This is a genomic window from Pedobacter sp. GR22-6 (assembly GCF_037402555.1).
Taxonomy (GTDB): Bacteria; Bacteroidota; Bacteroidia; order Sphingobacteriales; family Sphingobacteriaceae; genus Pedobacter.
This window is the reverse complement of the sequence record NZ_JBBEUC010000003.1, coordinates 37,782-53,154: the sequence shown is the minus strand read 5'-3', so window position 1 is coordinate 53,154 and position 15,373 is coordinate 37,782. Positions and strand designations below refer to the sequence as shown.

13 protein-coding genes are annotated in these 15,373 nt (G+C 44.6%); 5 read left to right on the top strand and 8 right to left on the bottom strand.

What is annotated here, in order from left to right:
* Window positions 1-45: 45 nt before the first annotated feature.
* The 7 genes from WAE59_RS13995 to WAE59_RS13965 form a co-directional block, all read right to left on the bottom strand.
* Window positions 46-918, bottom strand: coding sequence for a peroxiredoxin family protein (locus WAE59_RS13995; protein ID WP_337856599.1), 873 nt, complete (start codon window positions 916-918; stop codon window positions 46-48).
* Between the two features lie 19 nt (window positions 919-937).
* Window positions 938-2,419, bottom strand: a complete 1,482-nt coding sequence (locus WAE59_RS13990; protein ID WP_337856598.1) for a PKD-like family lipoprotein — start codon at window positions 2,417-2,419, stop codon at window positions 938-940.
* Between the two features lie 34 nt (window positions 2,420-2,453).
* Window positions 2,454-3,224: a DUF4843 domain-containing protein gene (locus WAE59_RS13985; protein ID WP_337856597.1), complete on the bottom strand. Its 771-nt coding sequence runs from the start codon at window positions 3,222-3,224 to the stop codon at window positions 2,454-2,456.
* 8 nt (window positions 3,225-3,232) lie between these two features.
* On the bottom strand, window positions 3,233-4,741 hold the full coding sequence (locus tag WAE59_RS13980; protein ID WP_337856596.1) for a RagB/SusD family nutrient uptake outer membrane protein: 1,509 nt from the start codon (window positions 4,739-4,741) through the stop codon (window positions 3,233-3,235).
* Between the two features lie 12 nt (window positions 4,742-4,753).
* Window positions 4,754-8,104 (bottom strand): SusC/RagA family TonB-linked outer membrane protein, encoded by a 3,351-nt coding sequence (locus tag WAE59_RS13975; protein ID WP_337856595.1) that lies wholly within the window; start codon window positions 8,102-8,104, stop codon window positions 4,754-4,756.
* Between the two features lie 284 nt (window positions 8,105-8,388).
* A complete protein-coding gene (locus tag WAE59_RS13970; protein WP_337856594.1) occupies window positions 8,389-9,567 on the bottom strand; it encodes a FecR family protein in 1,179 nt (392 codons plus the stop codon).
* A gap of 49 nt (window positions 9,568-9,616) precedes the next feature.
* A complete protein-coding gene (locus WAE59_RS13965) occupies window positions 9,617-10,240 on the bottom strand; it encodes an RNA polymerase sigma factor (RefSeq protein ID WP_337856593.1) in 624 nt (207 codons plus the stop codon).
* Between the two features lie 199 nt (window positions 10,241-10,439).
* Between WAE59_RS13965 and WAE59_RS13960 the strand changes: the two genes are divergently transcribed.
* The 5 genes from WAE59_RS13960 (at window position 10,440) to WAE59_RS13940 (ending at window position 13,950) form a co-directional block, all read left to right on the top strand.
* A complete protein-coding gene (locus WAE59_RS13960) occupies window positions 10,440-10,949 on the top strand; it encodes a DUF6265 family protein (RefSeq protein ID WP_337856592.1) in 510 nt (169 codons plus the stop codon).
* An 8-nt stretch (window positions 10,950-10,957) separates the two neighbouring features.
* Window positions 10,958-11,890 carry a glycosyltransferase family 2 protein gene (locus tag WAE59_RS13955; RefSeq protein WP_337856591.1) on the top strand — a complete coding sequence of 311 codons (933 nt, stop codon included), beginning with the start codon at window positions 10,958-10,960 and terminating at the stop codon, window positions 11,888-11,890.
* A gap of 214 nt (window positions 11,891-12,104) precedes the next feature.
* Window positions 12,105-13,022: a helix-turn-helix transcriptional regulator gene (locus WAE59_RS13950; protein WP_337856590.1), complete on the top strand. Its 918-nt coding sequence runs from the start codon at window positions 12,105-12,107 to the stop codon at window positions 13,020-13,022.
* An 84-nt stretch (window positions 13,023-13,106) separates the two neighbouring features.
* Window positions 13,107-13,556 (top strand): MauE/DoxX family redox-associated membrane protein, encoded by a 450-nt coding sequence (locus WAE59_RS13945; protein ID WP_337856589.1) that lies wholly within the window; start codon window positions 13,107-13,109, stop codon window positions 13,554-13,556.
* A gap of 85 nt (window positions 13,557-13,641) precedes the next feature.
* On the top strand, window positions 13,642-13,950 hold the full coding sequence (locus WAE59_RS13940; protein ID WP_337856588.1) for a hypothetical protein: 309 nt from the start codon (window positions 13,642-13,644) through the stop codon (window positions 13,948-13,950).
* 40 nt (window positions 13,951-13,990) lie between these two features.
* On the opposite strand, the gene WAE59_RS13935 is transcribed toward WAE59_RS13940, so the two are convergent.
* Window positions 13,991-15,343: a RagB/SusD family nutrient uptake outer membrane protein gene (locus WAE59_RS13935; protein WP_337856587.1), complete on the bottom strand. Its 1,353-nt coding sequence runs from the start codon at window positions 15,341-15,343 to the stop codon at window positions 13,991-13,993.
* Between the last annotated feature and the right edge of the window lie 30 nt (window positions 15,344-15,373).

The window sequence follows — 15,373 nt, the reverse complement described above, 5'->3', positions numbered from 1 at the left end:
CATGACGCAATGCGTCTTTTGTGTTTTTAAGATGAACGGGATAATTTATTTGATCAGTTCTGCTAGTTTTTTATGCAGCGCTTCCCCCCTTAGATTTGCCGCGATGATCCTGCCTTTGGGATCGATCAGGAAATTCTGAGGAATAGACCTGACCATGTACAACTGCGCTACTTCATTGCTCCAGTATTTCAGGTCAGACACATGCTTCCAGTCTAGTTTGTCATCATGGATCGCTTTAATCCATGCATCACGTTTTCCAGGCTGGTCGAGGGAAACAGACAAGATGTCGAAATTCCTGTCCTTATACTCATGGTAGGCCTTGACGACTATGGGGTTTTCTTCACGACAGGGCCCGCACCAACTTGCCCAGAAATCGACCAGCACGTATTTACCACGGTAGTCACTCAACTTTACTGGATTCCCACTGGTATCCGCAGCACTGAACAGCGGAGCGGTTTTGCCGATACTTACTGCATCAAACTTATCAAGGACTGTTTTGGTTTTGATTCCTGTGGGTGTTTGCTGAATGTTTTTACCCAGCTTGCCATACATTTTTTTCAGCGAAGGCACATCTTCAGGTAAATGCCCGATCACTTCGTTGAGGGCAACTAAACTGATGAAATAATCCGGGTGTTTGCTGATGAATATAGCCTGCACTTTCTTTTTCTCTTTTTTCAATGCGGCCATTTCCGCTCGCCAGGCGCCCAGACCTATGGTATCATACTTTACCTTTTTGGTCTGTGCATCCCGATAAGTTTTTTCGCTCAGTGCCAGTTGCTGGTCTACGCCTGCGACAGCGGCTATCAGTTCCGCTTTTTGTTTTTGCAAGGCTTGGGATTCAAGATCCGGATCCTGCTGTGCGAAAACAGTCCCTGTCAGCAGGACTGCCAACAGGGTGATGTTCAATGTAAGTTTCATAGGTTCAATTAAATGGTGTTTAATATGTTTTGTTTCCCCTGCCCTGGTCTACATAGTTGACGCAGGCTACTTTGCCGTCACCCTGGAAAGTAGGTTGGGCCAGGGTGCTGATGGTCCCGGTAGAACTGATAGGGTGCAACCAGACTTTGTATTTACCTCCCGCATATGAAGCAATAGCCAGGTAATCCACAGTTTGTGCTACACCAGCCGCAGGCACAGGGTATTTAATGTGCTGGATACAGGTAACGGTTTCGCCAGCTGGCAGGCTCACTTGCAGTGATTCCGGAAGCGAAGCAAAATCGGTAACATATATTTTATTTCCCTTTGCATAGTAGATGTAATCTGAATCGTAGTTACCTCCGATGGCATCTGCCGACATCAGGCCGTGTGAGGTCGGCACCGACTTACTATCGGCTATCAAGGGTGGTGTACCGGGAAATGTGGAACCGGTCATAGATCCATAAACCAGGCTCATCTTCACCAAAAGTCCTTCTCCTGCTGCTTTACGAAACAGTGCGAGTCCTGCATTGCGAAGACCGGGATAACCGCCAATCCAGACCACACTTGCATTCATATTTTTCAGTAATCCTGCAGATGCGGGCAAGGCCACATAGTTTGCACCATCCAACCAGACCATTGATTTGGAATTATCATCGAAAGCCATCCCCAGGGATCCGACTGCGGCTACTGAAGCCATCTTATAGGTTGAAGCCGGTGGATCGGAAAAGAAAGCCCCTTTAGATAAAGTATAGACTTTGCCATCATTGATCAGATGGATATTGTTGTCTGCTTGTGGCTGCAATACATTCTGAGGTCTTTTTACAGCTGGCTTGGTAAAGAACATGTCCTCGAAAGACATCACCATTTTTCCGTTATCAATCCGTAAAATGGCGGCATCCTGATCAGAGATTACTGCAAATGCACCGTAGAGATCTGTCGACTGCAAACCTTTCTTAAAGGAACCGGCATACACTGACTTGATGGCTTTACCCTGCAGTCCCTTGCCATTGAAGTTTGCAATCCAGTTGTCTATCCTGCCAGAGGGATAAATAAAATCGAAATCGGTTTTGGTTCCGTCGTCCTTTAGCAGGTACCAGCCCCCCATAGTGAGGGTAGATACATTGAGCGTACTCGGAATGATCTTGGTAACCCCGCTCTGTTTATTCTTGATCCGCAGCGCAAGCAGGTATTGTCCGGGGTTCAGTTTGATCTCGTAGTTCAGGTCTTTTGTCCTGGCAATGGTATCACCCAGAGGGATCACTCCGGAGCCGACAATATAGTTATTGGAAACAATTGTCCAGGCGAAGTCATACTGAGATGCTCGTTCCACTTCAGGGCTGATCACCAATGCATCTCTGAAAGTAAATGCACTATAGGATTTTTCAAATCCTGTTACCTGCGGAGCCGGAAGGTCCGGGATAAATTCATTGCCACCTTCTTTGATGCATGCGCTGCTCAGCAGCGTAAACAAAGCAAGGACTGCGATATATATATGTTTCATGGTCATATTTAATTTTAGATTCTCTGATGCATGCTTAAGGGAAGGTTATTATTGTGGCACCAACGGCTGCACTCTCTTTTAAAGGCGCCTTGCCACTTGCAATATTTGCCGGATCCGCATTAAAATCCGCCAGCCTTTGTTTCAAAAGATTCTTATAATGAGTAGTCGCAGCAATACTTAAAGCCATCTGGTACCAGGCTTCATCAATCTTTTCGCCCAGGATATCGATCATAAATTGATGCTTCACTGTGCTGTATTTACCAAAAGCGTTGTAGGCTGATGCCTGTGTGCCGTCTACCCGCCAGGAATAGAAACGTTCAAGGCGGTCGGAAAACACAAGAGTTAATGCCCGCTGCCTGAGCTCTCCCAGTCCGAATTGTGCATTGGCGACCAGCTCCAGCCGCAGTCGTACCGTTTTCTCTTTCAAACTTGGATCACGGAGCAGGACTACCGGAATTTGTGCCTTCACTGCATTGGCCTTCACCACCATAAGTGGCTGGATAGAAGGGTCGTCAAAAGCCAGGTAATGCACACCCGCAACGGCGGCATCGACCACTCCGGTTTCCGCGACCTGAACCAGCTTAACGGTTCTGTCGACATTGCTCAAATCTCCAATGGTGTTCACAGGTATGTAAACAGTATCCCTGCTTACCGCGGCTGTTTCATAAACAAACGTACTGTTGATGGCTGAAGTGTCATTCAGCTGTATCCTGGCAATGTCATTGTACAGCAACTCATCCGCTTTGGAACAACCTGCAGCTGCTATCGCCAGAAAGCTCAATAGGGTATATATAAATCTGTTCATCTTCGTAATTAGTTATTGTTGTAATTCAGTTCACGCAATGGTTTAGGAACCAGGTATTTTTCCGGCTTGGCATTGTAATAAGCGTAAGTCCATCCCTGTGGCAGGGTGCTCACATTATAGCGTTTGTATGTAAAGAAGGTCTGGCCCTCAGCATAAAACTCCCGGACATACTCCCGGATCATTTTGTTTTTTCTGTCGCCCGTCCAGTCTGCAGCATTGAATGCTGTGAAAGGAATACCTTTTTTGGCACAATAAGCTGCATATACTTGCTCAGCTGCTGTTTTGTTGTCCGCACATTCTGTGCTGATCAGGTACATCTCGCTCAACCTGATCAATGGAATCTGCAACACCTGAAATTTTGGAAGTGTATTTTTCTGAATGAATTTTTTGTACATCACATAATTGGTCTTGCCCGAACCGGTCTTGTATGTCCACATGCCTTTCCAGCGGATGTCTGCGACCCGCTCTGCAACGGGGAACAGGTTATTTATGTAGTAAAATCCGTCTGTGATATTAAAATCATAACGCTGATAGGCCCCATTCTCTGTAAATGCACCATTGGCAATGGACTCCAGGTTGTACACACTGAGTGCAGCGATGTGTTCCGGCGACATGGTATAATCTTCTGCAGCACGGTCACTTTCCTGACCTAACCTGAATAAGGGCAGACCAGCAGGATCTACTGCATCCATCACCATTTTAGCATATTTGGCTGCATTCAGTTTTTCTGCTTCGTTAGCGGCCGACAACCACATATATACCCGTGCTTTGAGTGCCAGCACGGCATAATAGTTCATACGAACCTGTCGGTACATCAGGAAATTATCTCCGATTACGTCGGATGCATTCTCCGCGGGGTTCAATTGTGCAATGGAATATTTTCTGATGGGGTCTATGTCTTTCAATAGCAGTTCAGCCTGGTCCAGATCGGCGAGTATGGCCTGTACAAATTCCCGGTAAACCAGGGGTTCAGTGATTTCCTTACTCACGTTTTTTACATAAGGCAGGATTTTCAGGGCACCCGGATTGTTTGGAATAGGCCCGTACATCCTCAGGGCATCAAAATGGCAGAAGGCACGCAATGCCAGCGATTCACCTTTGATGAGTTCATAGTTGCCATCAGAAAACACCCCTCGCTTCTCATCGATATTGATCAATACCCCGTTGGCATCAGCAATTACCTTATACAAGTCACGGTACGTATTGTCCAACCATTCGATGACGGTGCTATTGGTATAGTTTCCAGCCACCAGCGCACTTAGTGCCTGGTTTGCAGTAGATGGGTTGTCCCAGTTCTGGGCCATATACTCTATATTTCCCCACATCATGGCCCCGCCGTATACATTTCCGCCTTTCATTCTCAGGTAGGCACCGGTGAGGGCATCACGGAAACCCTTCTGTGTTTTAAACAATTCCTCCTGGGTATTCTCACCCTGCGGCTTCACGTCCAGCCATTTCTTACAACCGCTGAACAGTAATGTGCCCATTACAATAACTATGGTTAATATTTTTTTCATGATTTCCATTTTTTAGAAGGCTGCATAAATTGACAGCGAAAACTGACGGGTAAAAGGATAGTCCAGTCCGCGTTCCTGACGGACACTGGATACATAGAACAGTTCACCGGTATTTCCCACTACCGAGAGCGACTGCAGTCCTAGCCGGCTGAGGAATTTCTGGTTTCTTACATCATAAGAAAGATTGACATTTTGCAGGGTAAGTGTCCTTTCATCCTGCACAAACCTCGAAGAGGCATACACTGGTAACGTCTCGTTTAATCCCCTGAAGAAAGTCTTGTCGCCCGGCTGTTTCCAGCGTTCCAGGTATACCCGCTCATCCACGTTGAACAAGCGGTCTGCGTTCTCTATCTTGTCGATCAGCGTCTGGTTATAAAGCTGTCCCCCGAAACGGTAGCCAAATGAAGCCCCAACTGAGAAGCTTTTGTAGTAAAAGGCCGTGCTAAAATTGCCCCTAAACTTAGGCTGGTCCAGACCTGCAGCCACCCTGTCTCGGGCATTCCACATATAAGTAACCTCTCCTTCTTTGTTCAGGTAAAGTTCCTTTCCCGTACTGGGATCTATGCCCAGGGAGCGCACCACATAGATCGTATTTTGAGAGGTTCCCTCCCTGATGATCTTATTAGGGCTGTAAGCGACATCACCCGCAGTCTGAAGGGCCAGCTTTTCATTGGCCGCTTTCATGGCTTCTGAAAGTTTAACGATCTTATCTCGGTTGTGCACCAGGTTTCCTGTCAGTGACCAGGAAATGCCGCGAGCATCATTTTTGATCAGCATGGTAGTTGCGCGCAATTCAAAACCACGTGTTTCCAATTGACCGATGTTCTCGTTGTAACTGGTAAAACCATTAGAATAAGGCAATTCCAGTGAGGAAAGCAGATTGGATGTTTTTTCCAGGTATACATCGGCTTCCAGCGTAACCCTGCTTTTGAACAAGGCCAGTTCCAGTCCTAAATTATATTTATTCGTTTGTTGCCACTCCAGATCGGGATTACCCAAAGCATTTTGTTGCACGCCCAGCCAGTTTTTATAGCGATCATTTAAGACATAGCTGTATGTGCCGAGCGCCTGATAGGCATCAAACTGGGTAGAACCAGTGGAACCGTAAGACCCCCTCAATTTCAGACGGTCAACAAACAACAAATTGTCTTTAATGAAAGATTCATAGTGCATATTCCATCCCAGACCGGCCGACCAAAAGGGAGCAAACCTGCGGTTTACGCCGAATTGAGAAGCGCCATCCAGGCGGTAAGCAAAATCGGCGAGGTAACGGTCCTTCAGTGCATAGTTGATGTTCCCGAGCATCCCGATACGTCTCCGTGTAGACTCTGAACCATCAGGACTGCCGTTCTGCTGGTATTGCAGCCCCATTCCCAGGAAGTCGATAGATTCATCAGGAAAACCTTCCGCAGCAAAACCATAATTGCGGCTCTTGTTCTCATTCATATCAGCACTCAGGCCCACATATACCCGGTGCTTCTCTGCAAACAGTTTATTATAACTTGCAGAAAGTGTGGTGGTATAGCTGAAGCTTTTTCCGCTGCCGTATGCATAGGTTCCTTTTCTAAACAAATTGCTGTCATCATAGCCAGCGAATGCCGAATGCTCTGCGGGTTTAAAATCATCTGCATCACTGTTATTCCCGATCACACCGACTCCAGCTTTCAGTAAAATGCTTTCAACCGGTCTGAATTCCAATTGGAAATTGTTGGTGATAGAAGTATAACTGCGCCTGGTGAAGGTATTCAATGTAGCATCGTACATTGGGTTGGGATAGGGCTTACCGGCATATTTGCTGGTAATGGTCCAGTAATCCCAGTTGAAGGGACTAAAATAGCGGTTCAGTTTTCCCGAAGCATCATAAGGTTCCCAATAGGGATTCAATTTCGCATAGTCGGAAAAGGAGCCATAAGGCGAATCATGTTCCTTAGTCTGGCCAATCACCAAATTGTTGCGGAAGGTAAGGCTTTTATAGCGATAGGAAAGGTTGATGGTTCCGTTAAAAGCCTTACGCCCTGATTCCTTCATTGCTCCATTCTGGTTGTTGTACTGCAAAGCCAGGTCGTACCTAAAGGTAGGGTCACCACCTTCAATTTTCAGGTTATGGATCTGATCTATTTGCGTCCGCAGCGGTACCGAAAGCCAATCCGTATTCACGCCCTTTGCCACTTGCCCTAAGATTTGATTGTAGTATTGCTGGAGGCCGAGGTTGGCCTCCGGAGTTTTTGTGGAACTCTGGTAGTAACCCGAAAGGCGTTCGAGTTCCAGTTTATCTGCCGAATTCAAAAGGTTATAACTTCCGAGATCAGGCACACTCAAGTTCATTCCAAACCTGTAACTCAACCTTAGCTTTCCGGCAATAGGCTCTTTAGTCTTGATCACCACGACTCCGTTCGCACCACGCGATCCGTACAAAGCCGTTGCCGCACCATCTTTAAGCAGGGTAATGGATTCTATTTCATTATTGTCGAGATCCATCATACGTTGAAGCGTTGTTTCAAATTCATCCAGAATAATGAGCGGTGTATTTAAGGCGGCAGCAGTCTGATCCTGAAGCTGGTCAATGTTCGGCAGGCTTCTGGCACCACGAATTTGAATATCAGGAATCCTGTTGGGGTCAGAACCCGCACTATTATTTGGCACGACATAGAAAGTCGGGTCAATGTTGCCCAGGGTAACGAATAGGTTCCTGCCCTGAAATTGCTTCAGTTCTTTGGCAGTAATGGTATGTTCCGCACCGGTATAGCTATCTTTGGGCTTATTGAAAATTCCGGTGACCACCACGTTGTTCATTTGGCTTTCTTCTGTGACCAATTTGACAGTAAGGCTGACCTGCCCTTTCTTGATGGTGACCTCCTGAGTAGCATAGCCGAGGTAACTGACCAGGAGCACTGCTTTTTCATCGAGTACGGTTATTGTAACAGTTCCTCCCGCACCGGTCACGAGCTTTCTGGACGTCCCCTTTATGGTAACTGTAGCCCCCGGCAAAGGCTCACCCTTTTCGTCAAGAACCTGTACCTTCACATCTATATTAGCAAAGCGCATGTTGTCAGGAAAAGTATAAACCTGATTTTCGATTCTGATCATTACTACCTTATCATCGATCTGGTAAGCCAGTGGCTGATTCTCGAAGCAAATCGCTAATGCCTGCTCTAAACTAACCTCTTTGACATTAATGGTAACCGGATTGGCTTTTTTGACGGACTCATTATTGTAGAAAAAATCATACCCACTCTGGTTTCTGATCTCATTCAGAATCTCGTTTAGGGGAGCCCTGGTTTTATTGAGCGAAATTTTTTGCGCAAATCCGGCGGCGGAAACTTGCAGGAACGATGCTATTAATATTACGGTGGTTATTCGCATAATAAGCAATATTTTACGGAGGTACCCGTTGGGCACACCAAGTTTCTTAGTGTAATTTTTATACATTTGTTTGGTTTGGTGATGTGCAACATGCCTTTGGCTTCGAATCTTAGGGCATGAGCAGTAAAAAATTAATAATTCTGATTATTGATGAATGCCAAGCTATAGCCAGAGGTGCTTCCAGGCACTTCTGGTTCTATTCAGATGGCATTTTTTCTGCCTTAGCTTTTCTGTCGTAAATGTTTATCCATGTGATGTGTTTTAAGAATATATTCTATTAATTGTTATTTAGTCACGTAAACTTTTTTCCCTTCGATCCTAAAATGAAGATCACTGTCAAACTCAATGCTTTTTAGAATGACCGAAATGTTTTTAGACCGAGATATTTTGCCCGAGTAAGTTAGGCTGGCATCTATGTTTGTCTGATAGACGATCTGTACGCCATACCAGCGGGAAATTTTAGCCATGATACTTTCCAGGCTTTCGTTAAATCGGAAATAGCCATTCTTCCAGGCTATTACATCTTCCAGATCAATATCGTCAACTACCTCTATTTTGCCATTTACAAGCTGAGCCTGTTGACCCGGCTTAAGCAAGGTTTCGGTTCCGGATTGGCGTATACTTACGGATCCTTCCAGTAAAGTCGTTTTTAGTACCTTTTCATCTGCGTAAGCCATTACATTGAAATGTGTCCCTAGCACCACTACTACCTGTCTGAAATTACTTACTTTAAATGGAGCCGATTTGTCATGTGCAACCTCGAAATAGCCCTCCCCAGTAAGTTCTACCCTGCGCTCATTTTTCGAGAACTTGAGTGGATAGCGCAATGAAGATCCTGCATTTAACCATACCCTGGTACCATCTACAAGACCTACCTGATATTGTCCCCCAACCGGAGTTTCGATGGTATTGAACTGAGCAGAAGCTGCCTTTCCCTCTTGTGGAAGGACCTGATAGATAATTTGTCCTCCTGCCGTTTTCATAATCCTAATGCCGGACTGGTTGGCAATTGCCCCGTTTGCTACATTACCTAAGTTCAATCGTTGGCCATTGGCAAGGATCAACGTGGCCTTATTACCTCCCGGAGCAACATCTTCTACTTTTGCTGTGGTGGTTGTCATTTCCGAAGAATGGTACGCAAACCAACTCAAACCGACAATGAGGAACACCGCTGCGGCAGCAACACTCCACCGCGTAAGAAAACTATATTTTTGAAGAGGTACGACGGGGCTGGGACTTGTGATCTTTTCCTGTAGTTGAGCAAAATTGCCTCTCATAATGCGATTTCTCGACTCCTCTCCCATAAGCAACAACATTCGTTTGAGGTCCTCGAACTGTTGTTTTTGATCTGGGTTTTGCGTGAGCCAGCTTTCCCAATGGCGAACGTCATCTTCATTTCTTTTAAAACAATAATTCAGAAAACTTTCCTGATGCAATAACTGCTCTATATCTTTATCCTCCATGGAATTCCAGTATACTTTAGACAATAGAGCAGAATGACAGGAATTTTACCTATGAGTTTTTAAAAATAAATAGAATTAAAAGAGAGATTAATGAAATTGCCGCAGCCAAAACCCCAAATTGATCTTTTCCGATCAGTTTTTTCAGTTTTTCCACGGCATTGTAAACTGTATTATAAGCGGTTTTTATGGTAATCTGATTAGATATCGCAATTTCCTCATAAGAAAGGCCCAAATAAAACTTCTGGTAAATCATTTGAGCCTGACTGACCGAAAGTTTATCAATATAATTCCTAAGTATAGCGGCAACCTGTTCATTTGTCCGTTCTCTGATATATTGGGCTTCTACGGAGGGATAGACTTGAGTTTCATGAAGGTCGGTCAAATCTAAGCTCTCTTCCACACTAAAGTGTTCTCTTCGAAATAATTTACGCAGAAAGGAAGTAACCAGGTAATTGTGATGATCATGAATATGCGATAATTTAACCCGGTTCTCATAAATATAGAGAAAAAGATCATTTACACCATCCTGAACCTTTTCTGCACCGGCACCTTTCTTAAATCCGATATAATTTAGATAATCATGATAATGTGCGTAAAGATCATAAAAAGCGGACGCATCTCCATTTTTTATGAAGGCATCCCAATCTGGCTTCAAATCTCTCCCTTGTTTCACCGCTTTAAAATTACCCCCTTAGACGTTCTGTCGGTAAATTTAATAGAATTCCGTTCAATATGAAGTAAATGTTTGACTATTAAGCCGGAAATCTCATATTCAACTGTCACAAGATAAATTCCAGCCCATTTCACCAGACAACAATGAGCATTCAATATCATTCTGTATATTTATTCAAAAAAAATTAACCTACTTAGTTATGAAATACACCTACCGTCTCTTAACCTTCATTCTTGCCAGTGCACTGTTTATAACGCTCAATTCTCATGCACAATCAAAAGGATCTGTAAATGATGTCGCTTTTATCCAGGGACACTGGAAAGCCACTACCGCACAGGGACAAATCATTGATGGCGTATGGCTGCAACCTGAGGGTGAAAATATCCTGGGCTTTATGCGCATGATGAAAGGCGGCAAGGCAGATCTTTATGAGATCCTCGCTTATGAGCAAACAGAAAAAGGCTTGGTATCTCTGGTGAAGCACTTTTCACCAGGCCTAACCGGACATGAAGAAAAAGATAAACAAGACAGGTATCAGTTTATAGAGGCAAGTAAAAATAAGGCCATCTTTCAGAAAGAAGGGGATCCTGGTTTACGGATCCTATATGAAAAACGTTCAGCAAATCAGTTTGTAATTGCAAGGGGCAGCCAAAAGGAAGGCCAGTGGGTATTTAATGACCTTTTTGTGTTTAATCGGGTGAAATTATAACTTGCGTGATGAACTTTGCCCCCATTGTACTTTTTGCTTACAATCGCCTGGACCACACAAAACAGGTGATCAATGCGCTAGCAAACAACGTATTCGCACAAGATAGTGAATTCCATATCTATTCAGACGCAGCAAGAGATGCTGAAGCCAAGCCTCAGGTTGATGAAATCAGGAAGTATTTAGCATCTGTAAGTGGTTTCAAAAAGGTGCATATTCATTTGCGGGAGCAGAACCTGGGCGTGGATGCCAACGTAATCAGCGGAGTAACAGAAATCATTGAAGTCTATGGGAAGGTCATAGTACTCGAAGACGACCTGGTAACCTCGCCATGGTTTCTAAAATACATGAATGAAGCACTGGAATTCTATGAACAAGAAGAAGAGGTAATCTCCATACATGGCTATGTATATCCGGTGACTCAACCATTGAAAGAGGTGTTCTTCTTAAAAGGAGCCGATTGCTGGGGATGGGCGACCTGGAAAAGGGGCTGGGAATTGTTTGAACCAGATGGAAAGCAACTGCTTGATGCCATTGAGCAGCGCGGACTTGGCGCAGCATTCGATTTCAATAACACTTATCCATACCTGCAAGCACTTAGAGAACAGGCTGCAGGAGAAACAACTTGCTGGGACATCCGCTGGTATGCTGCAGCATTTCTGGGAGAAAAACTAACTTTGTATCCCGGCCGCTCATTAGTGAAAAATATTGGTCTTGATGGAACAGGTACGCACTGCGGGGACAGCAGCAGTCATGACGTGGTTCTCGCCGCCACCCCAGTTCCTATCGAAACTGAAATTTTACCCGATAAAACAGCATATGATGCGTTCGCAGATTTCTTTTTTCAACTTTCCGCAGCGGATTTACCTAAAAAAAACATCTTATCAAAAGCTTTCAGGCAAATAAAATCTTCGATGAGAGCTGCTTTCAGAGTCCTCATGTAAGTAATCAACAAGCATCCCCGCCATAACCTTCCCAGGTATTTAAATAGTAATCAATTCCCTGTTTGTTTGTTTTGACTGGCTAATGATCTTAGTGAAAATTAGCTTATTTTAATAAGGATCATCCATGTACTAGGTTAAGTATTTACGCTTAAACTTCAAATTGGGGTACTGTCTTTCCAGGCCGTACCATTTTGTAACTAACACTGATCCTGACATGCATTCTGTTAAAACCGAAAACCTGACATTTGATAGCTTACCCGATTTTTGCACCATGCCATTACGCATGGCCAAAGCACAAAAAATCACGGTTGACGAAGGGCAAATCATCATCCAGTCCATCGAACACTTCGTTGGAAAAATCCAACTGATCGATTTTTGTCTGAGGGCGAACCTCCATATAGATTTTCCATTAACTGAAGCTTCCTTTTTTTTAAGCGCAGATCTATACAGAAATTCATGTTTCATTTCCTATCGCCCTCCCGAGCAGTACCACAAGATCGTAACCGCGGGCAAGCACAGGATCTTACTCATTCACTTCAAGTCAGATTGGTTTGTACAGAAATGCCTGAAGCTGCCCGATCTGAAAAACTTTGTTTCAAATCTTGCCTACCGGCCTGAAGTTCCGGTCACCCTTCCCGCTTACGGCATAGCGGAGCGGGTTTTCAACCAGCTTAAAAAAGCAGATGCAAAAACCTGCTTCCAGAATCAGGACAAGGATTTCTTCCTCTTCATCAACAACTGCGTCAATAAATACCACAACAAATTAGTCAGCAGGCACATTACATCGCTTCACCACCAACATCAAGCAATAGCCATCGCAAAATTTATAGCAGAAAACTATGCTTCAGATGTGGTAGAAGACCTTCCAGGCCTTGCTGCCAAATTTATGGTATCAGAACGGCATCTCGCCAGAATTGCCAGGATGACCTTTGGCATTCCCCTTCATAGCCAGGTCATCAAGATCAGGTTGCATAGTGGTCTTTACCAGTTGATGACTACTGATAAACCTGTACATGAAATTTCCAGGACGATCGGCTACCGGGAGCCTTATTATTTTAGCAAGGCATTTAAGAAACATTTTGGAATTCCGCCCGGCGGCTGGAAAAACAGTAAAATACTGCCATCGGATTGAGTCTTTTTTTGGCAGAAAGCTACATTTTTTTATTGCTGCTCGAAGCGCAATTTTGGGTTATCAGCAATCAAAAAAAGGATTATTATGCACATCACATTCAGAAAACCCCTACAGTTTTTGTCTTCAGCAAGGTCCAGGCAAGTGATCACCGATTTGATCGTGTACGCTTTCCTGATCCTCTTTATGTACACAGCAGCAAATAAGTTGCTTACCATCAAATCTTTTGCAAGTACCCTGGCTAAGTCTCCCCTGATGGGTAGTTTCAGTATGACTATCGCCTGGGCCATACCGGTGGTTGAAATCCTTATCGGGATCTTACTGATCCTTGATAGTAAACGAAAATGGAGTCTCCCTGCTGCATTGGCCCTCATGATCTTATTTACGGTTTACCTTTCCTATATGGTTTTGTCTGGAAGCAAATTACCTTGCCATTGTGGAGGTGTGATCAGCACCATGACCTGGCAGCAGCATATCTGGTTCAATTTGGTTTTTGTAACCTTCGGGTTCATAGGGCTGCAGACGAGGAGGAAATAGAAGATTTTACGCGCGTGAAGCAGGTAAAGGCCGCAACCTGCAAAAATAAATGTGGCAGATTCTTAAACAAATAAAACTACAAAACATGAACAACCTAAAGAAAACAGTTTTTGCCCTCGGACTTGGAATCCTGGCATTTGGATTCAGTGCTTTTAAAACAAAAGAAAAAAGTAGTGTATATATTTATTATAAGGTGAACTACTCAACGTACCCTGCGGCGAATAATCCCAATGGCTACATGTATTACTCGGCGGACCACTGTGAGGCTGGAGGAACTCTTTGCTCTGCGCAATGGGACATCGGCTCCTCCTCTGCTCCAACCGACGGAGATCCGCTACCATTGACTGGTGTCACTTTTATAACCAACTCAGTAATCACAGGACATTTTGAGTAAATAGATCGAGCAAAAGGGGAGCGTAATGCTCCCTTTGCTTTTACCGTTCATTTTGAGCAATGCCGCTCAAGGCGATTTCAGATTCATCAATGGGCAGTACATACCGCTTATCTCCCGGCATGAGCAAGTAAGTCTGGCCATTCAAAGTCCGGTTCAAATTGAACGAGAAGCGGTAATCCTTATTCAGCCGGCGCAGATCTGTCCATCGGAGTCCGCGAAAAACCAGTTCCTTCCTGCGTTCTGTGAGCACCTGGCGCAACACCCATTCCTGGTCATCACCAGTTATTGGGGTATAATTTCCTTTCCAACGCGTTTTCAATAAATCATTCAGGTCTTTCAATGCAGCATCCAGCATCCCTTTACGTGCATAAGCCTCAGCGCGGATCAGGTAGAGTTCATCTGTAGCCAAACCTCCAAAAAAACTCTTGTCGCCATTGTAACTCCCCCGGTAAGTCATTCCTGCGGATACTGAAGTGAAGAATACCGATTTCCGCAGGTCATTGGCTGCGTAGGTATTGATCAATAGGGGGTCTACCAGCAAACGGTTGGTATTGAAAATCCCGTAAGAAAAAATGCTTTGAAAGATTACTTCGGAATTAAAACGGGAAATCAGGTAAGTACCACTGACCGGAAGTTTGGAATAATCCATCAGCTGGTCCTGGATCTGTAAAGCAGAATCTGCATATAAGCCTGCGGCATCATAGTTTTCCATGGCAAGGTAGGTTCTGGCGAGCAGGGCATATGCAGCCTGTTTAGAAGGCCTGGTTTTATGGAGCGGGTTTGTACTAAGTATGGCGGCTGCATTTTTCAGATCCCGAATGATCTGCTCATAGGTCTGCTGCAGACTGGATCTTTTCAGTGCTATATTTACATCGTATTCCAGACGAAGGGGCAAACCCCGCTCGGATGTTGCTGTAGTAGCAACATATCCCTTGCAGTACTGCTGGGAAAGGCAAAAGAAATCAAAGGCACGGAAGAACAAAGCGCTGCCTTTGACATTGTTCCAATCTGGATGTCCTGCTGTTTTTGGTTTTATTTTTTCAATACCTTCCAAAATTACATTGGCATTCAGCACCCTGGCATAGCCATTTACCCAGTCGCTGCTTTTCTCTCCTTTATAAAAGTCGGACGTTTTTTCCCAGGTATAGGCCGATCTTTCCTGCGTGGTGAATAGGGAAAGCCAGGAGGTATAAGTGATGTAAAAATCTCCGGCAGAGATTTCTCCCAAACCGGAAGCCTGGGTGATGTTAAAAATTTGAGAACTATTGTCTAACAAGGCCTGAAAATCGGCAATTGTACTGGGCAGTACCAGAGATTTATCTGGCTTCGCACCCAGCCAGTCTTTGCCACAGGAACAGAATGTACCCACCAAACACACTGCAAGCAGTGCCATTGTAAAATGCCTCAATTTCCCCATATGATA